The sequence below is a fragment of the Streptomyces novaecaesareae genome (assembly GCF_000716875.1).
Taxonomy (GTDB): domain Bacteria; phylum Actinomycetota; class Actinomycetes; order Streptomycetales; family Streptomycetaceae; genus Kitasatospora; species Kitasatospora novaecaesareae.
In genome coordinates this window covers 14302-34378 of sequence record NZ_JNWQ01000003.1, presented here as the reverse complement: position 1 = coordinate 34378, position 20077 = coordinate 14302, and the positions used below count along the sequence as shown (strand labels likewise).

Genomic DNA, 20077 nt, shown 5'->3' with positions numbered 1-20077 from the left:
CATGAGCCCATGAGCCCGTAAGCCCGTAAGCGAACAAGCCCCCCGCTCACTCGTTGTGCAGCACCTCCGCGATCGGCAGCCGGGCCGCCGACCGCGCCGGGACGAGCGCGCCGAGGACGGCGATGGCGACGCCCGCGAGTGCGAGCCCGGCGAGCAGCGGGGCACCCCAGACGTCGATCTGCGACTCCGGGAAGTCGATGATCCGGACGTGCTCGACGATCAGCCGGTGCACCACCACCCCCACCGGGATGCCGATGATGCCGCTGACCACGCCCTGCCAGGCCACCGAGGTGACCGTCATCGCGACGACCTGCCGGGGTGTCATCCCGATCGACTTCAGCATGCCGAGGTCGCGGCGGCGCTCGCGGATGGTGAGCAGCAGGGTGTTGAAGACGCCGAGGGCGGCGACCACCGACAGCAGGACGGTGAAGGTCGTACTGAAGGTCGTGATCGCGACGACGGGCCCTTCGCCGCCCGTGGTGACCACCGAGGTCGACAGGCTCGGGTCGGCGTCCGTGACGGCCTTCCGGTAGGCCGCGGCGTCGGTGCCGTCGGCGAGCCGCACGTCGTACTCGACCACGTGCGGGTCGGGGGTGAGCTGGGCCCGGGTGGCGTCGTTGGAGGTGATCGCGTTGGGGTTGCCCTGGGCCTCCTCGCCGACGATGGTGACGGTGGTCTGCCGGCCGTCCAGGAGCAGGGTGATCCGGTCGCCGAGCTTGAGCCCGTGCTGGTCGAGGAAGGCGGGCCCGACCTCGATCTCGTTCAGGCCGGTCGCCGGGCGGCCCTCGACCACGTCGAGCCGCCGGTGGTCGACCATGTCGTCGCCGCCGTAGAAGTCGGCGAAGACCAGCTGGGGCTGGCCGACGATGCCGACCCGGACCAGGCCGCGGACGGAGACCCGCTCGGCGCCGGGGGTGCTGTGCAGCATCGCCTCGGTCTGCTCCGGGGTCAGCCGGGGCGCGATCTTGTTCTCCGAGAAGGCACTGGTCTGCACGTCGATGTGGGTCTTGCGGTCGGGCGCGGTCATGGACTTGGCCAGGGTGCTGCTCACCCCGGTGGTCACGGTCACGGTGACGACGCCGAGCACGATCGCCGCCATGGTCAGCGCGGTGCGGGCCGGGCGGGCGAAGGGCTGGCCGAGGCCGAGGCTGACGGCGCGCGGCAGCCGGGTGCCGCTCAGCCATCGCTGGACCTTGAGCCCGCGCCCGCCGCGTGGCGCGCTGCCGGCCGAGATGGCCTGGGCGGCGGAGAGCCGGTGGGCGCGCGAGGCGGGGACGAGCGCGGCGAGGGCGACCAGCAGCGGGACGCTGATCAGGGTGGCGGCGGGCAGCCAGCCGGCCGGCTCGATCACGGCGGTACCGGTCGCGATCCCGCTGAAGGCGGCCTGGAGGATCGGGTACGAGGCCGCCCAGCCGGCCGCCGTCCCGAGGACGGTGCCGACGACCGCGGGCACCGAGACCATGGTCAGGTAGACCGTGACCACCTGGCGCGGGGTGAAGCCGATCGACTTCAGCACGCCGATGTGCCGGTAGCCGGAGACCACCGCGCCGCTCACCACGTTGCCGACGATCAGCGCGGCGACGATCAGGCCGAGCACGCCGAAGACCGTCATCAGCGGCAGGTAGGCGTCGGCGCCCGCGGAGAAGGCCTGCTTGAGCACCAGGTAGGACTGCCCGCTGGCGACGGCGTCCTTCGGCAGGCCCTCGGTGGTGTCGGCGAACGAGGCGGTCAGCTGCTGCTCGGTGGCCGCGTCGGTGAAGCGGTAGAGCATCTGCCGGCCGGTGGGGTGCAGGGCGGCGGCCTGCTCGGGGGTGACCCAGCCGCCGGCGGACTGGCTCATGTCGGTGGCGAAGCCGACGATGGTGAGCTTGAGCCCGGTGCCGGTGGTGAGCGGCGTGCCGAGGTACCTCGCCGAGGAGCCCCCCGGGGTGGCGATGACCACCTCGCCGGGTGCGGTGGCCCAGCGGCCCGCCAACAGGTCCGCCCGGTCCACCGGCGCGGCCACCGGGTCGGGCCGGCCGACCAGGGTGAGCGGGCCGGGCGGGTGGCCGACCCAGTCGGCGGGGATGGTCACCACGGCCTGGTCGAAGGGCCCGGCGGCCGCCTCGACGCCCGGTCGGTGGGCGGTGGCGGCCAGTTGCTCCGGCGTGGCCTTGGCCGGGTCGAAGAGGGCGGTGACGTGCGCACCGTGCTCGGCCTCGAAGGCGGCGTCGAACGGGGCCCGGGCGGCGCTGATCACCGCGAGGGCGAGCAGCACGGTCGCGGTGGAGCAGAAGACGACCAGGCCGATCACGATGGTCTGCACCCGGCGGCGCTTCACGGCCGCCCGGGAGGCACGCCAGACGGCTCCACTGCTCCCCTTGACGGTTCCCTCGCTTCGCTCGCTCATGACTGCGTCTCCAGCATCCGCTCCCGCGCCACCTTGCCGTCCGCGACCTCGACCAGCCGGCTGGCGCAGCAAGTGGCCAGGTTGGGGTCGTGGGTGACGATCAGCAGGGTCTGCCCGATCTGGTTGAGGTCGATCAGGAGGTCCATCACCTGCTCGCCGGAGCGGCTGTCCAGCGCGCCGGTCGGCTCGTCGGCGAGCAGCAGGGCCGGGCGGTTCATCAGGGCGCGGGCCACCGCGACCCGTTGGCGTTCGCCGCCGCTGAGCGCGGCCGGGTAGACGTCCTTGCGGTGCGCGACGCCGAGTTCGTCCAGCAGTTCCAGGGCCCGGCGGCGCGCCTGCTTGGCCGTGGTGCCGGTCAGCTGGGCGGCCAGGGCGACGTTGTCGAGGGCCGGGAGGTCGTCGATCAGATTGAAGAACTGGAAGATCATGCCGACGTGGCGGCGGCGGAACAGGGCCAGCCCGTGCTCGTTCAGCTGCCCGAGGTCCTGGCCCTGCACCCGGACGGTGCCGGAGGTCGGCCGGTCCAGCCCGGCCACCATGTTCAGCAGGGTGGACTTGCCGCACCCCGAGGGCCCCATCACGGCGACCGCCTCACCCGCGCGGATCCGCAGGTCGACGCCGTCGAGCGCCTTGGCGTCGCCGAACTCCTTGTGCACCCCGGACAGCTCGACGACGAACTGCGCGCCGTCGGGCCGGGTGGTCCCGTCGTGGTCGTTGCTCATGGTCGACGACGGTAGGTGCGGCGGCCCGGGCCGGGCGTCCCACCCCAGGTGTAACCGCGGGTGGCCGTAGTACCGGGGATGTACGGGGGCGGCACCCCCGGATGATGTCGATCAGGGGCTGGCCTGGGAAGCTGATGCCGTGTGGGGAACGGGGTGGGACTGGGCCGCGGTCGCGGTGGCGGGTACGGCGTGCGCGGGCGCCGGCCGGCTCGCGGTCGCTCTGGTCCGGGCGCGACGCATGTACCGGGCGGCCATCGGCGAGCGCGGCTGGCTGCTGGAACGGGAGCGGGAGAGCGCCGCCGGCGCCGCCGTGGACGCCGAACGGGCTCGGATCGCGGCTGAGTTGCACGACATCGTCAGCCACAACGTGAGCCTGATGGTGGTGCAGGCCGGGGCCGCGCGCGAGGTGCTGGCGACGATGCCGGAGGAGGCGGCGGCGGCGATGGGCGCGGTCGAGGCGGCCGGGCGGGACACCATGACCGAGCTGCGGCACCTGCTGGGCCTGCTCGCCCCGGCGGCGGACGGCAGCGAGGAGCCGGAGCAGGACGGCTTCGCGCCGCAGCCGAGCCTGAGCCGGCTGAGCCCGCTGATCGACCGGTTCGCCTTCGCCGGGCTGCCGGTCGAGGTCCGGATCTCCGGCGAGCCGCGGCCGCTGCCCGGCGGCATCGACGTGACGGCGTACCGGATCGTCCAGGAGGCGCTCACCAACGCCCTCAAGCACGGGGACGGGGTGACGGCGGAGGTGACGGTGCGGTACGCGGACCACTACCTGCGGGTGGAGGTGCTGAACAGCGGCCCGAGCGTGCTCTCCGGCGGGTCCGCCCCGGCGCCGAGGCGGGCGGACGGCGCCGGGCGCGGGCTGATCGGCCTGCGCGAGCGGGTCGCCGTGTACGGCGGGGACCTGGACGCCCGGCGCCGGCTCGGCGGCGGCTACCGGGTCCGCGCCCGCATCCCGCTGGACCGGCCGTGACGGAGGACGCCGTGCAACAGGAGCAGGGACAGGAACGCCGCCCGCGGGTGGTGATCGCCGACGACCAGGAGCTGGTCCGCACCGGCTTCCGGATGATCCTCACCGCGCGCGGCATCGACGTGGTCGCCGAGGCCGGCGACGGCGCCGGGGCGGTGGCCGCCGCCGTGCTGCACCGGCCGGACGTGGCGCTGCTCGACATCCGGATGCCCGGCATGGACGGCCTGGAGGCCGCCCGCCGCATCCTCGCCCGGGTGCCGGGCTGCCGGGTGATCATGCTGACCACCTTCGACCTCGACCACTACGTCTACGCCGCGCTGTCCGCGGGGGCCAGCGGCTTCCTGCTCAAGGACGTCACCTCGGCCCATCTCGCCGCCGCCGTACGGCTGGTGGACACCGGGGACGCCCTGCTCGCCCCCTCGATCACCCGGCGCCTGGTCGAGCGCTTCGCGGCCGGTGCCCCGCGCCCGGTGCCCGGGGCCGACGGCCCGCCGCTGCACCGCGACCTCGCCCCGCTCACCCCGCGCGAGGCGGAGGTGCTCGCCCTGCTCGGACGCGGGCTGTCCAACACCGAGTTGGCGCGCGAACTGACCCTCAGCGAGTCGACGGTGAAGACGCACGTGGCCCGGATCTTCGCGAAGTTGAACCTGCGCGACCGGGCGCAGGCGGTGGTGCTCGCCTACGAGACCGGACTGGTCTCACCCGGAGCCGGATCCACCGGCTGAGCCGCCCCGTCAACTGCCGTACAGAAAACGATAATTAGCACGACAATCATCAATCTCACTCAATCGTGGGAATGGTTCCGCGAACTCACACTTTTGCCAGTCCATGGGGGAACATCGGCATGTCCGCGCCCGGATCGTGACGCACCGTCCGGGCGGCATCACCTCCGGCCTTTGGATAGACCCGTGACTACCTCCGCCCCCGTGTGGGACTGCCCCTTCCACCACACCGACGGCCTGGAGTTCGACCCGCTCCTCAAGCGACTGCTCACCGAGGCCCCGGTCGCCAGGATCCGGCTGCCGCACGGCGAGGGCGAGGCCTGGCTGGCCACCCGCTACGAGGACGTCAAGGTGGTCACCACCGACCGCCGGTTCAGCCGCGCCGCCGGCATCGGCCGCGACCTGCCCCGGATGACGCCCGCCCCGATCGCCCAGGCCGAGGCGATCAACCTGATGGACCCGCCGGCCCACAACCGGCTGCGCCGCCTGGTCGCCCAGGGCTTCACCAACCGCCAGGTCGAGCGGATGCGCGCCAGGACGCAGGACATCGTCAACGGCTACCTGGACGAGATGGCCGAGCACGGCGCCCCGGCCGACCTGGCGCACTTCCTCTCCAACCGGCTCCCGCTCCACACCATCTGCGAGCTGCTGGAGATCCCCGAGGAGGACCGCACCCGACTGCGGGCCCGGGCGGTCGCCATGATGCGGATGGGACCGGGCAGCCGGGAGGGCCAGGAGGAGGCCAAGGCCGGCCTGCGCGCCTACTTCACCGAACTCACCGCCGCCCGCCGCGCCGCCCCCGGCGAGGACCTGATCAGCGCACTCGCCACCGCCCGCGACGGTGAGGACCTGCTGGACGCGGACGAGCTGGCCGTGATGGCGATGGTCCTGCTGGTCACCGGCCACGACACCAGCACCTACCAGCTCAGCAACATCACCTACACCCTGCTCACCCACCCCGAGCAGCTCGCCGAACTGCGCGCTCGGCCGGAACTGCTGCCGCAGGCCCTGGAGGAGCTGCTGCGCTTCATCCCGTTCCGGCAGGGCGTCGGCATCGCCCGGGTCGCCACCGAGGACGTGGAGCTGGGCGGCGTGCCGATCCGGGCCGGCGAGGCCGTGCACGTCTCCTACCTGACCGCCAACCGGGACCCGGCGATGTACGAGCGCCCCGACGAGCTGGACCTCGACCGCGGCGCGCCCACCCACATGGCCTTCGGGTACGGCCAGCACCACTGCCTGGGCTCGCACCTGGCCCGGATGGAGCTGCAGGTCGCCGTCGGCACCCTGCTGCGGCGCTTCCCCGGGCTGCGGCTGGCCGTCGAGCCGTCCGAACTCGACTGGGACTCCGGCTCGATCTGGCGCTTCCCGCGCACCCTGCCCGTCGCCTGGTAGCACCTCCCCCCGACACACCGTTCCTGACTGGGGAGACCCACACCATGGCAACACTCTGCCGCCCCGCCATCGCCGTACCCGAGCACGTCATCACCCTCGAAGAAACGCTTGACCTGGCCCGCACCCTGCACGCCGGCCACCCCCAACTCGGCCTGGCCCTGCGGCTGATCGAGAACACCGGGGTGCGGACCAGGCACCTCGTCCAGCCGATCGAGCGGACCCTCACCCACCCGGGCTTCACCCTCCGCAACGAGGTGTACGAGCGCGAGGCCAAGCTCCGCGTCCCCGAGGTGGTCGAACGCGCCCTCGCCCACGCCGAGTTGACCCCCCGGGACATCGACCTGATGGTCTACGTGTCCTGCACCGGCTTCATGATGCCCTCGATGACCGCCTGGCTGATCAACACCATGGGCTTCCGCTCCGACACCCGCCAGGTGCCGATCGCCCAGCTCGGCTGCGCGGCGGGCGGCGCCGCCGTCAACCGCGCGCACGACTTCTGCCGCGCCTACCCGGGCGCCAACGTGCTGATCGTGGCCTGCGAGTTCTGCTCGCTCTGCTACCAGCCGACGGACCTCGGGGTCGGCTCGCTGCTCTCCAACGGCCTGTTCGGGGACGCGGTGGCCGCCGTGGTGATGCGCGGGCACGGCGGGCGCGGCGTGCAGATCGAGCGCAACGGCTCGCACCTCGTCCCGGGCACCGAGAACTGGATCTCCTACGGGGTGAAGGACACCGGCTTCCACTTCCAGCTGGACCGGCGGGTGCCCGGCACGATGGAGCTGCTCGCGCCCGCGCTGCGCGGCCTGGCCGGCGAGCACGGCTGGGACGTCTCCGGGCTCGGCTTCTACATCGTGCACGCCGGCGGCCCGCGCATCCTGGACGACCTGTGCCGCTTCCTCAACCTGGAGCCGGCCACCTTCCGCTACAGCCGCGCGACGCTCACCGAGCGCGGCAACATCGCCAGCGCCGTCGTCTTCGACGCCCTCGCCCGGCTGTTCGCCGACGGCGGCGTGCCCGAGGGCACCAGCGGGCTGATCGCCGGCTTCGGACCGGGCATCACCGCCGAGATCTCCCTGGGCAGTTGGGTCGGCGCACCGACCGAGACGCTGCGCCCGCGCCGACCGCGCGCCATCTCCACGTCCGACATCGCCCTCGTCCATCCGGCGGCTCCCCGCCGTTTCCCGGCCGGCACTACGATCACCGAATGACCGATACCACGGACCGCACCGGAACCTCCGCCAGAGCCGCCGAACTCGCCGCCCTGTTCCCGGCGTTGCACGCGCCGCAGTACTGGACCTGGGGACGGTACGACGCGCAGTTCTCCACCGAGCTGCCGCCGGACGACCTGGTCACCAACATCCACCTGGTCGGCTTCGCCGACGGCGAGGTGGTGCTCTGCCGGGACGACCGGGACCACTGGTTCCTGCCCGGCGGCACCCGGGAGCGGGACGAGGACATCGCCTCCTGCCTGGAGCGCGAGCTGCGGGAGGAGGCGGGCGCCCGGCTGATCGGCGAGCCGGGCTGGCTGGGCGCGCACCGCTGCCGCACCGAGGACGCGGTGCCGTACCGGCCGTGGCAGCCGCACCCGGAGAAGGCCTGGCTGTGGGGCTGGGGCGAGGTCGTGCTGGACTCCGCGCCGACCAACCCGGCGGACGGCGAGCAGGTGGTCGAGGTCCGTACGGTGCCGGTCGCCGAGGCGCAGCGGCTGCTGCTGACCGGGCACGACACCTGGTGGGGCGAGCTGGTCGGGCTGGCGGTGGAGCTGCGGCGCAGGGCCGAGCTGGACTGAGGCCCTCCCGGTCGGGTTATTCCCACCGGGCCGGAAGACCACTGGAACGGCCGAACAGCGGAGAGCATTGTCCGATTTACAGTGATATGACTCGGTCATGGAGACCAAACTGCTGGCCGTGGACTACCCGGTGCTCAACATCTTCTGGACGATGCTGGAGCTGTTCCTCTGGATCCTCTGGTTCTTCCTGCTGTTCAAGATCATCACGGACATCTTCCGCAGCCACGACCTCAGCGGCTGGGGCAAGGCCGGCTGGCTGGTCCTGGTGATCATCCTGCCGCTGATCGGCGTCCTCGTGTACCTGATCGCCCGCGGGCAGTCGATGGGCAAGCGCGACGCCGAGCAGGCCCAGCAGACCGAAGCCGCGGTCAAGGCCTACATCCGGGACGCGGCCGGGAGCCCGCCGGACACCGGTGACGGCGACCGCAGCCACGTCGACGACCTGGCGAGACTGGCGGACCTGAAGGAGAAGGGCGCCATCTCCGACGAGGAGTACCAGAAGGCCAAGGACAGACTCCTGGTCTGAGGACGTACGGCCGCGGGGCCGGTGGACACCACGTCCACCGGCCCCGCCGTAGGTCTGAGCCCGGGTCCGTACCCGGTCAGCGCCGCCCGGAGCGCCGGTCGCCCGAGCCGCCGCCGGCGCCGCCGGTCAGGCCGGCCCGGCGCAGCGCGTCCGCCATGGCACTGTTCGCCGGCGCACCGCCGCCGGAGCCACCCCGGTCGCGTCCGCCCTGGCCGCCCTGGCCCTGGCCGCCGCGGTCGCCGCCGCGCCGCTCCTGGCGCGGCGGGCGGGCCTGGCGCTCCCCGCGCTCGCCGCCCCGGTCACCGCGGTCACCGCGGTCGCCGCGCCCGCCACCGACCTCGTCGTCCAGCCGCAGGGTGAGCCCGATCCGCTTGCGCGGCACGTCCACCGTGAGCACCCGGACCTTGACGATGTCGCCGGGCTTGACCACCTCGCGCGGGTCCTTGACGAAGGTCTTCGACAGCGCCGAGACGTGCACCAGCCCGTCCTGGTGGACGCCCACGTCCACGAAGGCGCCGAAGGCCGCGACGTTGGTGACCACGCCCTCCAGCACCATGCCGACCTCCAGGTCGCCGATCTTGTCGACGCCCTCCTTGAAGACCGCGGTGCGGAAGGCCGGGCGCGGGTCGCGGCCGGGCTTGTCCAGCTCGCCGAGGATGTCGGTGACGGTCGGGACGCCGAAGGTGTCGTCGGCGAAGTCGCCCGGCTTCAACGCCCGCAGCGCGGCGCCGTTGCCGATCAGCTCGCGCAGCTCCCCGCCGGTCGCGGCGAGGATCCGGCGCACCACGGGGTAGGCCTCGGGGTGCACGCTGGAGGCGTCCAGCGGGTCCTCGCCGCCCGGGATGCGCAGGAAGCCCGCGCACTGCTCGAAGGCCTTGGGGCCGAGCCGGGAGACGTCCTTCAGCTGCCGGCGGGTGCGGAACGGGCCGTTGGCGTCGCGGTGGGCCACGATGTTGTCGGCGAGCGTGCCGGTGATCCCGGAGACCCGGGTGAGCAGCGGCGCCGAGGCGGTGTTGACGTCCACGCCGACGGCGTTGACGCAGTCCTCGACCACCGCGTCCAGCGAGCGGGAGAGCTTCACCTCGCTGAGGTCGTGCTGGTACTGGCCGACGCCGATCGACTTGGGGTCGATCTTGACCAGTTCGGCCAGCGGGTCCTGCAGCCGGCGGGCGATCGAGACCGCCCCGCGGATCGACACGTCCAGCTCGGGCAGCTCCTGCGAGGCGAACGCGGAGGCCGAGTAGACCGAGGCGCCGGCCTCGCTGACCATCGCCTTGGTGAGCTTCAGCTCGGGGTGGCGCTTGATCAGGTCCTCGGCGAGCTTGTCCGTCTCCCGGGAGGCGGTGCCGTTGCCGATCGCGACCAGGTCGACGTCGTGCTTCTTCGCCAGCGCGGCCAGGGTGTGCAGGGCCGCGTCCCACTTGTTGGCAGGCTGGTGCGGGTAGATCGTGTCGTACGCGACGACCTTGCCGGTGGCGTCCACCACGGCGACCTTCACGCCGGTGCGGAAGCCCGGGTCCAGGCCCATGGTGGCGCGGGTGCCGGCCGGGGCGGCCAGCAGCAGGTCACGCAGGTTGGCGGCGAAGACCCGCACCGCCTCGTCCTCGGCCTCGGCGCGCAGCCGGGCTCGCAGGTCGATGCCCAGGCGCACCAGGATCCGGGTGCGCCAGGCCCAACGGACGGTGTCGCCGAGCCACTTGTCGGCCGGGCGGCCGCGGTCGGCGACGCCGAAGCGGGCGGCGATCCGCTGCTCGTAGTCGTTCTCGCCGGGCAGGTCGCCCTCGGACTCGCCGTCGTAGGGCGAGAGTTCGAGGCCGAGCACCTCCTCCTTCTCGCCGCGCAGCATCGCCAGGATGCGGTGCGAGGGGAGCTTGGTGTACGGCTCCGCGAAGTCGAAGTAGTCGGCGAACTTGGCGCCGTCCTGCTCCTTGCCCTCGCGGACGGTGGCGACCAGGCGGCCGCGGGTCCACATCCGCTCGCGCAGCGAGCCGACCAGGTCGGCGTCCTCGCCGAAGCGCTCGACCAGGATCGCCCGGGCGCCCTCCAGGGCCGCCGCGCCGTCCGCCACCGACTCGTTGAGGCTGCCGTTCTCGACGAGGGCGGCGGCGAGCGCGGCCGGGTCCTGCGTCGGGTCGGCGAGCAGGGTGTCGGCCAGCGGCTCCAGCCCGGCCTCGCGGGCGATCTGCGCCTTGGTGCGCCGCTTCGGCTTGAACGGCAGGTAGATGTCCTCCAGGCGGGCCTTGGAGTCGGCCGCCAGCACCTGGGCGCGCAGCGCGTCGTCCAGCTTGCCCTGGGCCTCGATCGACTCCAGGACGGCCGCCCGGCGCTCCTCCAGCTCGCGCAGGTAGCGCAGCCGTTCCTCCAGGGCGCGCAGCTGGGCGTCGTCGAGCGAGCCGGTGACCTCCTTGCGGTAGCGGGCCACGAAGGGGACGGTCGCGCCGCCGTCGAGCAGGTCGACGGCAGCCTTCACCTGCCCCTCGCGGACGCCCAGTTCCTCGGCGATCTTGCGCTCGATCGCCTGCTGGGCCTGCCGGGCCACCTGTTCGACTGGCGTGGTCACGAAGCCGGTCACCTTCTCCTTCAGAGCGTTCGCCGTACGCCCTGCATTCTGGCAGGTGCCGACGACGACACCCGGCCGCGCCCGGGGCGGCCGGGCGTGGCGCGGCCGGTCGACGGCCCCAAGGACGTTCGGGCGATGACCGGTTGCCGCATCGTGCCGCGTCCAGGGCCGACGGGCGTCACCCCAGGGTGAGCGAGCCGTCGGGCCGGCCGTCGGCGGCCAGGTCGATCACCGTCGTCCGGTTGCCGTAGCTCAGCCTGACCCGGTCCGGGCCGTCCCAGGCCGCGTCGATCCCGTCGCCGTAGTGGAAGCCCGCGTAGGCGATCTGCCAGCGGCGGGTGGCCAGGCCGGTGCCCTGGTCGACGAAGACCCACTGGGCGGTGTTGAGCATCCCGGGCTGCTCCTGCCGGACGATCCGCCGGTCGGGGCGGTCGGGTGCCCGCTGCGTCGCGGCGACCGCCGGGTCGTCGAGGAAGACCCACAGCGGCATCACCGCCGCGGCCGCCAGCAGCACCCCGATGCCCAGGACCACCCGGATCCAGGCCCGCCAGGTGACGCAGTACAGCACCACCAGCAGCAGTGGCAGCGCGACGGTGAACAGCAGCAGCGGCCGGTCGAACCACTCGCGCAGCACCAGCAGCCCGCCCGAGCGCTCGCTGTACGACCCGACCACGCCCAGCAGGGCGAGCAGCGCCAGCACCGCCAGGACCGCGCGCAGGGCCCGGCGTTCTCCCGCCGTCTGCTGACCGATCACCATGTCGTCAGCCTATAAGTCCGTACGGTTCGGGAATACGGCTGAACGAAAACGATCGGCGCTGTACGCTGCCGGGCATGTGCGCTGCCGCCCGGATGCACCCTGACGAGCCGGTGGTCGACGCGGCCCTGGTACGGCGGTTGATCTCCGCCCAGTTCCCGCAGTGGGAGCGCCTTCCGATCACGCCGCTCGTCTCCGCCGGGGCGGACAACGCGATGTTCCGGCTCGGGCCCGAACTCGCCGTCCGGCTGCCCCGGGTGGGGTGGGCGGCCGGGAACGTCCGGCGGGAGCAGCAGTGGCTGCCCGCGCTGGCACCACGGCTGCCGCTGCCGATCCCCGCCCCGCTCGCAATCGGCCGGCCCGCCGCGGGCTACCCGTGGGAGTGGTCGGTGCTGCGCTGGATCGACGGCGTCAACCCGGCGGTCGGCGCCCTCGCCGCACCCGTGGCCCTCGCCCGCGACCTGGCCGGCTTCGTCACCGCCCTGCGCGCCGTCAACCCGACCAACGCCCCGGCCGGGCACCGCAGCGTCCCGCTCGCCTCCCGGGACGGCGCGACCCGCGCGGCCATCGCCCAGCTGTCCGGCTCGATCGACACGGCGGCCGCCACCGCCCTCTGGGACAAGGCACTTCGGCTGCCCGAGTACGCCGGCCCGCCGGTCTGGATGCACGGCGACCTCACCCCCGGCAACCTCCTGCTCACCCGCACCGGCCGGCTCGCCGCCGTCATCGACTTCGCCCTGATGGGCGTCGGCGACCCGACGGCCGACCTGATCGCCGCCTGGAACCTGCTGCCCGCCGGCGCCCGCCCCGCCTACCGCGCCGCCCTGCACGCCGACGACGCCATGTGGGCCCGCGGCCGCGCCTGGGCGTTCTCGATCGCCCTGGTGACGATCCCCTACTACCGCCACACCGACCCGGCCCTGACCGCCAACGCCCGCCACGTCGTCCGCGAGGTCCTCGCCGACCGCAGCGTCTAACACACCTCCGGCTCGCCGAGGGCTGCGAGCAGGTGGCGCACCAGGGGGTTGGGGTCGTTGCCGCGCCAGGCCGCGGCGACCTCGGTGCGAGGGGTGCCCGGGTCGGTCCGGCGGAAGGCGACGCCGCGCAGGCGCAGGTGCCGGATGCCCGCCGGGGCCAGCGAGACGCCCAGGCCGGCGCCGACCAGTGCGCACACCGTCTGCCACTCCACCGCGTGCTGGGCGATCCGCGGGGTGAAGCCCGCGTCGGTGCACAGGCCGGTGATCCGGTCGTACAGCTGCGGGCCGTCCTCCCGGGGCAGCAGGACGAACGGCTCGTCCGCCAGCTGTGCGAGCCGGACGGTCCGTCGGCCGGCCAGTGGGTGGCCCGCCGGGAGCACGGCGACGAACGGCTCGCGCAGGACCGTGCGGAAGCGCAGCTCCGGCTCGTCCGTGGGCGGTTCGCGCAGCAGGCCGACGTCGATGGTCCGCTCGTGCAGCGCGGCGATCTGCGGTGCGCTGGTCATCTCCCGTACGTCCAGCCGGACGGCGGGGTGGCGCTGCCGGAAGGTGTCGAGCAGGCCGGGCAGGACGGTCAGGGCGAGGGAGGCGGAGAAGCCGATCCGCAGCCGGCCGGCCTCGCCGCTGCCGACGGCGCGGGCGGCGGCCAGCGCGTCCGCGAGGTCGGTCAGCGCCCGGCGTGCGGCGGGCAGGAGTTCGCGGCCGGCCGGGGTCAGGGCGACGCCGCCGGGGTCGCGGTGGAACAACGGGTGGCCGACCTTGTCCTCCAGCCGCCGGATCTGCTGGCTCAGCGGCGGTTGGGCGATGCCGAGGCGGGCGGCGGCGTGGCCGAAGTGCAGTTCCTCGGCGAGCACGACGAAGGCGTGCAGCTGCGGCAGGGGGAGTTCGGGGCGCTCCATACCTCCAGGGATATCAGATCATGCGGTGCGGAGTGTTGGACGTATCCCCGCAGGTCACCTAGCGTTCCCGGCATGACGCACCCAACAGAGCGACGCGCGATCCTGAGCGGTTCGACCTTCGAGGAGCGGATCGGGTACGCCCGCGCCGTGGTGGACGGCGACTGGGTGCACGTGTCGGGGACGACCGGGTTCGACTACACCGCCATGACCATCTCCGACGACGTGGTGGAGCAGGCCGAGCAGTGCCTGCGCAACATCGGGGCGGCGCTGGCCGAGGCGGGCAGCGGCTTCGCCGACGTGGTGCGGGTGCGCTACCTGCTGCCCGAGCGCGCGGACTTCGAACCCTGCTGGCCGGTGCTGCGCCGGTGCTTCGGCGAGGTCCGGCCCGCCGCCACCATGCAGGTGTGCGGTCTGGCCGATCCCCGGATGCGGATCGAGATCGAGGTCACCGCCCGCCGGTCCGCCTGCTGAGCGGTCCTGCTGAGCGGTCCTGCTGAGCGGCCGTCACCGTGTCGGCGGCTGTTGCTATGGTTCTCCCCGCCACTACGGGCGGGGGGAGCGGAATTGGCACGGAACGTGATCGACGTCAGTGTGAGCCGTCGGGTGCTGTGGGTCGGCGGGGACGCCTACCCGCTGCAGCACATCGCCCGGGCACGGCAGTTGGTGTGGTGGCCGCCCAAGAAGTCGCGGACGATCATCCGGTTCGTCCGGCAGTTGATCGGGCTGCTCTTCGCCACCGCCGCCGTCGGCGCGTTCGTCAAGAACTCGGCCGATCCCGGCGCGGCGGCGGCCGTCCCGAACATCCTGCTGCTCGCGGGCCTGGTGTTCATCGTCTACCGCCTGGTCGTCAAGCTGCGGCAGCGGGCGCTGTACAAGCTGGTCATCGAGACCTCCAACGCCGCGACCACCGCCGTGGTGAGCCACGATGCCCGGCAGATCGGCAGCCTGATCCAGATGATCATGGACGCGATCGACAACCCCCAGGCCGAGTTCGCCCTCCAGGTGGAGAACGTCCACATCGGCGACCGGATCAACCAGTACGGCGACCACAACATCGGGAAGCAGGTGGGTCGATGAGCGGCAACATCCACTTCGGTGACTCCGTCACCCAGCACGGCGACCACAACATCGGCATCATCAAGCACCAGGGCCCGGCCGACCCCCAGGCCGCACTCCGCGAACTCGTCGGCGCCGTGCGCGCGTTGCGCGCGCAGGTGCCGGCCGAGGACCGCGAGGTGCTGGACGAGTCGCTGGAGGCCATCGGGGGCGGCACCGACACCCCGCCGTCCGTCCTGCGGCGGGCGCTGCGGAACATCTCCGGTGTCGCGTCCCTGGTCACGGCGGGTGCCCCGGTGGTGGAGTCGGTCCGCCGGATCCTGGAGTCGATCAACTCCTGAGCGCCGGCGGGTGGCCAGGCAGCTGGGGCGGCCGGGACCGCGACACTCAGCCGGGATGACCGGGTAAGAAACCTTCCCCGGTCAAGCCTGCTGCTAGCCTGACCCCATGAGCGGACTGCGCGAGCGCAAGAAGGAACTGACCCGACAGGCCATCTCCGAGGCGGCCATCACGCTCTTCCTGGAGCACGGCTTCGACAGGGTGTCGGTGGCGGACGTCGCGGCCGCCGCCGACGTCTCCAAGCCCACCCTGTTCACCTACTTCCCCTCCAAGGAAGACCTGGTCGTCCACCGCTTCGCCGACCACCAGGACCAGGCGGCGCACGTCGTCCGCGACCGGCACCCCGGCGAGCCGGTGCTCGACGCGCTGCTCCGCGACTTCCTGACCGGCCTCACCCGGCGCGACCCGGTCACCGGCCTCAACGACCACCCGGCGGTGCTCGCCTTCACCGCCCTCGTCTACGGCACCCCCAGCCTGGCCGCCCGGGTCGGCGAGTACGTGGCCCGCGCCGAACGCTCCCTGGCCGACGCCCTGCGCGAGGCCCCCGACCTCCCGCAGCCGCGCGAACTCACCGCGTCGCTGCTCGCCGCCCAGGTCACCGCCACCCAGCGCGTCCTCGCCCTGCACAACTGGCGCCGCATCCAGGACGACGGCCGCACCGCCGACGACCTGCACGCCGAGGCCGCCGACGACGCCACCCGCGCCTTCGGCCTCCTCGCCCACGGCTACGGCCCGCCCGCCACCGGCGCCGGCGACGCCCCCGGGGCCACCACTGCCGCTGGCTAGAGTGACGCGCATGACGACGCGTCACCACACCTTCGAGGCCCTGCACAACTTCCGCGACCTGGGCGGCTACCCGGCCGCCGACGGACGGTCCGTACGGTGGGGCCTGCTCTACCGCTCCGACTCGCTCGGCAAACTCACCTCGGACGCTGACCTCGACAAGCTCCGGGCCCTCGGCATACGCACCGTGATCGACCTCCGCTACCCCTGGGAGATCGCCGCCAAGGGCCGGGTGCCCGACCTCGACGGGCTGGAGTACCACAACCTCTCGATCGAGCACCGCCCGTACGACCAGGCCGAGATCGACCCGGAGCTCGACCCCTGGCGCTACCTCGCCGACCGCTTCGCCGAGGTCGCCGAGGACGGGGTGAAGGAGATCCGCCAGGCCCTGGACGTGATCGCCGCCGCCGAGGCCCCGGTGGTCTTCCACTGCGCCTCCGGCAAGGACCGCACCGGCCTCATCGCCGCCCTGCTGCTCACCCTGCTCGGCGTCGCCGAGGACGACATCGCCGCCGACTTCGCCCTCACCGAGCTCGCCACCGCGCACTTCGTCGCCGACTGGCACGCCGCGCACCCCGGCCGCACCCTGCGCTGGCCCGGCTTCGGCCGCGCCCCGGAGGCCGTCATCCGCCTCACCCTCGCCGACCTCGCCGCCCGCCACGGCTCCGTCGAGGCCTACCTCACCGGCGCCCTCGGCATCGACCGCGACCGGATCGCCGCCCTCCGCACCCGCGTGCTGACCGCCTGACCGCCCGACCGCCCCTCCCGGCCGGTGGACCCGTACGGCCCGCCCGCGCGCACCCCCGGGGCGATAACTCGATGGCGGAAAGGGGCGGTTGCGAACGACCATGCGCGGTATGACTGAGCAACCCGCGCGATGGACCGAGGCGACCGTCCACCCCGACATGTGGGCGGATCCGGACGACGACCCCCGCAACAGCGACGGGCCCAGCCCGGACGGCGAACTCGGCGCGATCCACGACTGCCTGACGAACTACCGGCTGACCCTGCGGCTGAAGTGCCAGGGCCTGGACGCCGAGCAGCTGGCCCGGCGCTCGGTGCCACCGTCGACGATGTCGCTGCTCGGGCTGGTCCGGCACCTGGCCGAGGTGGAGCGGGACTGGCGCAACTGGCTCACCGAGGACGAGCGGCTGCCGAAGCTGTACGGCACGCGGGACGCGGACTTCGACGGGGCCGTCGCCGACCCGGCCGTGGTGGAGGCCGCGTTCCGGGACCTGGAGCGCGAACAGGCCGCGACCGACGCCGCGCTGGCCGGGTACCCGGACCTGGGCGAGCGGGTCGGACAGGGCGGGGTCGCGATCCGGGAGCTGCTGGTGCACCGGATCGACGAGTACGCCCGCCACTGCGGGCACGCCGACCTGCTGCGCGAGTGCGTCGACGGCCGGGTGGGCCAGTAACGGCCCGGTGCCGGCGGCCTGACCACAGCGCCCTGACCGCAGTGGCCTAGCGGCGGCGCCCCCGCGGCGGGCGGCCGCCGCCCTTGCCCGACCGGGGCTTCGCCGCCGGGGCCGCCGTGGTGGGCCAGTGGGCGGGCCGCTTGAGGCCCTCCGGGAGGCGGGTGGCGGCGTCGCCGCGGGCGGCGTCGAGCTGGGCCTGGGTGAGGAAGAGCGCGGTGGTGAGGTCGGCGCCGGCCAGGTTGGTGTCGCGCAGGTCGGCGCCGATGAGGTCGGCCAGCCGCAGGTCCGCCCCGGAGAGGTCGGCGGCGACGAGCAGGGCGCCGCGCAGGTTGGCGCCCCGCAGGTCGGCGCCGCGCAGGCGGGCGCCGAAGAGGTCGCCGCCGCGGTGCTCGCGGCGGCGCGGGACGGACGACCGGACGAGTTCGCTCGCCCGCAGCAGCAGCTCGCTGACCCGCTGCCGGTGGGCCGGGACGTCCACGGCGAGGATCTCCTCGGGGGTGCCGCCGGCGAGCCGGTCGGTCTCCTCCAGGGCCTGCCGCAGGTCGGTGTGGGCGGGCCGGGCGGGCGCGAAGGCGAGCGCCTCGGTGAGGTAGCGGAGCAGTTCGTGCAGCTGCCGGACGATCGGGAAGACCTCGAACATCTGCCCGGCGCTGTCCGGCTCCTCGCGCCAGCTGCGGCCGCCGAAGGTCACCTGGGAGACCCGCTGCCCGGCGCCGAAGCAGTCGTAGACGGTGCAGCCCTGGAAGCCGCTGTCGCGCAGCCGCACGTGGATTCCGCAGCTGAAGTCGGTCTGCAGGTTGCGGCAGGGGGTGCCGGCCGCCTTGTTCACGGCGAAGTCGGCGCCGGCGGCGAACGGCAGGGCGACGCAGCAGAGCCCGAAGCAGCTGCCGCAGTCGGACTGGAGCGGGGCCGGCGCGGCCGCCGTCGGGCCCTGCGGCGACTCGGTCTCGCGCACGTTCCGGGGTCCTTCCACCAGCTGGGCGCCGGTGCGACGCCTTGGACCCGGAAATCCTACTGGGCTGGGCAGACCGCCCCCGACGCCCGTAAGATACGAAAAGCATCAGAGACCATTACATGCGGCCGTGAGGCATGGCCGCGACACACGGGGGTGGGCAGCCATGACGGAGCCGGACATCAGGGAACTGGTCCGGATGTGGATCTCGGGCTGGGTCGTCTCGCGCGGCTCCGCCGAGCCGGTGGACCAGCCCTGGGGCTGGACCATCGACGTCGGCGCGCCCACCGGCGAGGTGGGCCGGCACGTGCTGCCCGAACCGACCGAGGCCGAGGTCCGCAAGATCGCCGAGGCCACCACCGCGCCGACCACCTGGCTGAAGCTGTTCGCCGAGGACGCCACCGTCCGCCCCTGGCTCGGCCCGCGGTGGCGACTGGACGTGCCCGGCTTCCTGATGAGCGTCCCGCTCGCCCCCGAACGACCCGCCGTCCCGGCCGGCCACACCGTGACCACCTGGGAGCGGGGCGGGGTCCTGCGGGTGCTGGTGCGCACCGAGGCCGGGCACCTCGCCGCCCGCGGCCAGGCGGGCCTGGCCGGCCCGGTGGCCGTACCGGACCAGATCACCACCGTGCCCGAGTTCCGCCGCCGGGGCCTGGGCGCCCTGGTGATGCGGACGCTGCAGTCCGCCGCGTACGAGGCGGGCGCCCGCACCGGCGTACTGGTCGGCACCCCGGACGGCCGGGCGCTCTACACCGCGCTCGGCTGGACCACCCACTCCCCGATGGCGAGCCTGGTCCTGGAGCCGGAGAGCCGGGATTCCTAGCTGTAGGGAAGCAGCTCGGGGCGCTTCGGCGGGCGGCCGTCGCCGGAGGAGCGGCCGGTGAGCCGGCGGCCGATCCACGGGCCGAGGTGGGCGCGCAGCCAGCGGGCGTCGGCGCGCAGCCGCTCGGTGCGGCCGGGCGGGGCGGCGGCGGGCAGCGGGGCGCGCCAGTCGAAGGTGGCGGGGCGGCCGAGCGCCTCCAGCACGCCTTCGGCGACCCGCCGGTGGCCCTCGGGTGACAGGTGCAGGCGGTCCTCGGCCCAGAGCCGCCGGTCGTCGAAGCAGGGCGCGGAGAAGAGGTCGACGACGGTGATGCCGTCCTGCCGGCCGAGCTCCTGCACGAAGGCCTTCATCCGCAGGATGGTGGGCAGCAGCCGGGCGCTGCCGGCCATCCGCCGGGTGGGGTCGGTGCTGGTGAACAGGACGACGGTGGCGCCGGCGGCGCGCAGTTCGCGGGCGCAGTCGGCGAGCAGCCGCTCGACCCGCTCGATGTCGCAGCCGGGGCGCAGCACGTCGTTGAAGCCGCCGGCCAGGGTGACGAGCTCGGCGCCCATCGCGGCGGCGGGGGCGAGCTGCTCGGCGTGGATCTGGCCGATGAGCTTGCCGCGGACGGCGAGGTTGGCGTACCGGAAGTCGCCGTCCGCCTGCCCTGCCTGCTCCGCCCGCTCGGCGTGCTCCGCCGCCAGCGCCCGGGCGACGCGGTCGGCCCAGCCCTGGTAGTGGCCGTCGGGCAGCAGGTCGTCGCACATGCCCTCGGTGAAGGAGTCACCGACGGCGACGTAACTGGCGTAGCTGCGGATGGTGGTGGGCACGGGCTGGCCTCCGCTCTCCTGGGTTGGCTCCGCGATCCGACGATCGTACGACCGCGCCTCCAGCGCCCCGCGCGAGGCCCCCACCAGGCCCCCACCGGGCCCCTGACCACGGCGCTCATTGCGCGTCGACCGTTCGTTTATCGGCCCGGGCCATCCTCCTGTCACGGGGCGGCGGCCGGCGACGGGGGCCTTGCCGCCGCCCC

At 73.6% G+C, this 20077-nt stretch carries 21 protein-coding genes; 14 read left to right on the top strand and 7 right to left on the bottom strand.

Going from position 1 to position 20077, the window contains the following annotated elements:
• Positions 1 to 46 precede the first annotated feature (46 nt).
• Positions 47 to 2389, bottom strand: a complete 2343-nt coding sequence (locus OP86_RS01880; RefSeq protein ID WP_078588475.1) for an ABC transporter permease — start codon at positions 2387 to 2389, stop codon at positions 47 to 49.
• On the bottom strand, positions 2386 to 3111 hold the full coding sequence (locus tag OP86_RS01875; protein ID WP_033330667.1) for an ABC transporter ATP-binding protein: 726 nt from the start codon (positions 3109 to 3111) through the stop codon (positions 2386 to 2388). Before OP86_RS01875 ends, OP86_RS01880 begins: the two co-directional genes overlap by 4 nt.
• A 139-nt stretch (positions 3112 to 3250) precedes the next feature.
• Here OP86_RS01875 and OP86_RS01870 point away from each other — a divergent pair, with 139 nt between their 5' ends.
• From OP86_RS01870 to OP86_RS01845, 6 genes are all read left to right on the top strand, one after another.
• Complete coding sequence (locus tag OP86_RS01870) at positions 3251 to 4081, top strand: sensor histidine kinase (protein ID WP_030056997.1); 831 nt, start codon at positions 3251 to 3253, stop codon at positions 4079 to 4081.
• Between the two features lie 11 nt (positions 4082 to 4092).
• Positions 4093 to 4803, top strand: a complete 711-nt coding sequence (locus OP86_RS01865; protein WP_030255759.1) for a response regulator — start codon at positions 4093 to 4095, stop codon at positions 4801 to 4803.
• A 183-nt stretch (positions 4804 to 4986) separates the two neighbouring features.
• Positions 4987 to 6192: a cytochrome P450 gene (locus OP86_RS01860; protein WP_030056994.1), complete on the top strand. Its 1206-nt coding sequence runs from the start codon at positions 4987 to 4989 to the stop codon at positions 6190 to 6192.
• Between the two features lie 44 nt (positions 6193 to 6236).
• Positions 6237 to 7397 carry a type III polyketide synthase gene (locus OP86_RS01855; protein WP_078588476.1) on the top strand — a complete coding sequence of 387 codons (1161 nt, stop codon included), beginning with the start codon at positions 6237 to 6239 and terminating at the stop codon, positions 7395 to 7397.
• Positions 7394 to 7978, top strand: a complete 585-nt coding sequence (locus OP86_RS01850) for an NUDIX hydrolase (protein ID WP_078588477.1) — start codon at positions 7394 to 7396, stop codon at positions 7976 to 7978. Before OP86_RS01855 ends, OP86_RS01850 begins: the two co-directional genes overlap by 4 nt.
• A 97-nt stretch (positions 7979 to 8075) precedes the next feature.
• On the top strand, positions 8076 to 8504 hold the full coding sequence (locus tag OP86_RS01845; protein ID WP_030056990.1) for an SHOCT domain-containing protein: 429 nt from the start codon (positions 8076 to 8078) through the stop codon (positions 8502 to 8504).
• A gap of 76 nt (positions 8505 to 8580) precedes the next feature.
• On the opposite strand, the gene OP86_RS01840 is transcribed toward OP86_RS01845, so the two are convergent.
• Together OP86_RS01840 and OP86_RS01835 are read right to left on the bottom strand one after the other, a co-directional pair.
• Positions 8581 to 11064, bottom strand: a complete 2484-nt coding sequence (locus OP86_RS01840; RefSeq protein ID WP_199815152.1) for a Tex family protein — start codon at positions 11062 to 11064, stop codon at positions 8581 to 8583.
• 178 nt (positions 11065 to 11242) lie between these two features.
• A complete protein-coding gene (locus tag OP86_RS01835; protein ID WP_030056987.1) occupies positions 11243 to 11821 on the bottom strand; it encodes a hypothetical protein in 579 nt (192 codons plus the stop codon).
• A 74-nt stretch (positions 11822 to 11895) separates the two neighbouring features.
• Here OP86_RS01835 and OP86_RS01830 point away from each other — a divergent pair, with 74 nt between their 5' ends.
• The gene (locus tag OP86_RS01830) at positions 11896 to 12795 is read left to right on the top strand and encodes an aminoglycoside phosphotransferase family protein (protein WP_030255769.1); all 900 of its coding nucleotides are present in this window, start codon (positions 11896 to 11898) and stop codon (positions 12793 to 12795) included.
• Here the strand turns inward: OP86_RS01830 and OP86_RS01825 are convergent.
• Positions 12792 to 13694, bottom strand: a complete 903-nt coding sequence (locus tag OP86_RS01825; RefSeq protein WP_030255773.1) for a LysR family transcriptional regulator — start codon at positions 13692 to 13694, stop codon at positions 12792 to 12794. The two genes, OP86_RS01830 and OP86_RS01825, sit on opposite strands and share 4 nt — an antisense overlap.
• 72 nt (positions 13695 to 13766) lie before the next feature.
• On the opposite strand from OP86_RS01825, the gene OP86_RS01820 reads away from it, so the two are divergent.
• The 6 genes from OP86_RS01820 to OP86_RS01795 all read left to right on the top strand — a co-directional run bounded on the left by OP86_RS01820 (position 13767) and on the right by OP86_RS01795 (position 17290).
• Entirely contained in the window at positions 13767 to 14165 is a 399-nt protein-coding gene (locus OP86_RS01820; protein ID WP_030056984.1) for a RidA family protein, read from the top strand.
• Positions 14166 to 14258: 93 nt separating this feature from the next.
• Entirely contained in the window at positions 14259 to 14771 is a 513-nt protein-coding gene (locus OP86_RS01815) for a DUF6232 family protein (protein ID WP_157849642.1), read from the top strand.
• Positions 14768 to 15091 (top strand): hypothetical protein, encoded by a 324-nt coding sequence (locus tag OP86_RS01810; RefSeq protein ID WP_030056982.1) that lies wholly within the window; start codon positions 14768 to 14770, stop codon positions 15089 to 15091. The genes OP86_RS01815 and OP86_RS01810 overlap by 4 nt, the downstream gene beginning before the upstream one ends.
• Positions 15092 to 15197: 106 nt before the next feature.
• Positions 15198 to 15875, top strand: coding sequence for a TetR/AcrR family transcriptional regulator (locus OP86_RS01805; protein ID WP_051829550.1), 678 nt, complete (start codon positions 15198 to 15200; stop codon positions 15873 to 15875).
• A 10-nt stretch (positions 15876 to 15885) separates the two neighbouring features.
• Positions 15886 to 16620: a tyrosine-protein phosphatase gene (locus tag OP86_RS01800; protein WP_030056980.1), complete on the top strand. Its 735-nt coding sequence runs from the start codon at positions 15886 to 15888 to the stop codon at positions 16618 to 16620.
• A 109-nt stretch (positions 16621 to 16729) separates the two neighbouring features.
• Positions 16730 to 17290 carry a DinB family protein gene (locus OP86_RS01795; protein ID WP_078588478.1) on the top strand — a complete coding sequence of 187 codons (561 nt, stop codon included), beginning with the start codon at positions 16730 to 16732 and terminating at the stop codon, positions 17288 to 17290.
• A gap of 46 nt (positions 17291 to 17336) precedes the next feature.
• On the opposite strand, the gene OP86_RS01790 is transcribed toward OP86_RS01795, so the two are convergent.
• Positions 17337 to 18245 (bottom strand): pentapeptide repeat-containing protein, encoded by a 909-nt coding sequence (locus OP86_RS01790; protein ID WP_051829549.1) that lies wholly within the window; start codon positions 18243 to 18245, stop codon positions 17337 to 17339.
• Between the two features lie 163 nt (positions 18246 to 18408).
• Between OP86_RS01790 and OP86_RS01785 the strand changes: the two genes are divergently transcribed.
• Positions 18409 to 19065, top strand: a complete 657-nt coding sequence (locus tag OP86_RS01785; protein ID WP_030056977.1) for a GNAT family N-acetyltransferase — start codon at positions 18409 to 18411, stop codon at positions 19063 to 19065.
• Here OP86_RS01785 and OP86_RS01780 read toward each other — a convergent pair.
• A complete protein-coding gene (locus tag OP86_RS01780) occupies positions 19062 to 19874 on the bottom strand; it encodes an SGNH/GDSL hydrolase family protein (protein WP_030255787.1) in 813 nt (270 codons plus the stop codon). The genes OP86_RS01785 and OP86_RS01780 overlap by 4 nt on opposite strands.
• Positions 19875 to 20077 lie beyond the last annotated feature (203 nt).

Excerpts from the sequence above, each read along its gene's own strand:
- OP86_RS01820 (WP_030056984.1), top strand. The coding sequence starts at position 13,767 with ATGACGCACCCAACAGAGCGACGCGCGATCCTGAGCGGTTCGACCTTC.
- OP86_RS01835 (WP_030056987.1), bottom strand. The coding sequence starts at position 11,821 with ATGGTGATCGGTCAGCAGACGGCGGGAGAACGCCGGGCCCTGCGCGCG.
- OP86_RS01850 (WP_078588477.1), top strand. The coding sequence starts at position 7,394 with ATGACCGATACCACGGACCGCACCGGAACCTCCGCCAGAGCCGCCGAA.
- OP86_RS01795 (WP_078588478.1), top strand. The coding sequence starts at position 16,730 with ATGACTGAGCAACCCGCGCGATGGACCGAGGCGACCGTCCACCCCGAC.
- OP86_RS01880 (WP_078588475.1), bottom strand. The coding sequence starts at position 2,389 with ATGAGCGAGCGAAGCGAGGGAACCGTCAAGGGGAGCAGTGGAGCCGTC.
- OP86_RS01855 (WP_078588476.1), top strand. The coding sequence starts at position 6,237 with ATGGCAACACTCTGCCGCCCCGCCATCGCCGTACCCGAGCACGTCATC.
- OP86_RS01805 (WP_051829550.1), top strand. The coding sequence starts at position 15,198 with ATGAGCGGACTGCGCGAGCGCAAGAAGGAACTGACCCGACAGGCCATC.
- OP86_RS01825 (WP_030255773.1), bottom strand. The coding sequence starts at position 13,694 with ATGGAGCGCCCCGAACTCCCCCTGCCGCAGCTGCACGCCTTCGTCGTG.
- OP86_RS01810 (WP_030056982.1), top strand. The coding sequence starts at position 14,768 with ATGAGCGGCAACATCCACTTCGGTGACTCCGTCACCCAGCACGGCGAC.
- OP86_RS01845 (WP_030056990.1), top strand. The coding sequence starts at position 8,076 with ATGGAGACCAAACTGCTGGCCGTGGACTACCCGGTGCTCAACATCTTC.
- OP86_RS01800 (WP_030056980.1), top strand. The coding sequence starts at position 15,886 with ATGACGACGCGTCACCACACCTTCGAGGCCCTGCACAACTTCCGCGAC.
- OP86_RS01830 (WP_030255769.1), top strand. The coding sequence starts at position 11,896 with ATGTGCGCTGCCGCCCGGATGCACCCTGACGAGCCGGTGGTCGACGCG.
- OP86_RS01875 (WP_033330667.1), bottom strand. The coding sequence starts at position 3,111 with ATGAGCAACGACCACGACGGGACCACCCGGCCCGACGGCGCGCAGTTC.
- OP86_RS01785 (WP_030056977.1), top strand. The coding sequence starts at position 18,409 with ATGACGGAGCCGGACATCAGGGAACTGGTCCGGATGTGGATCTCGGGC.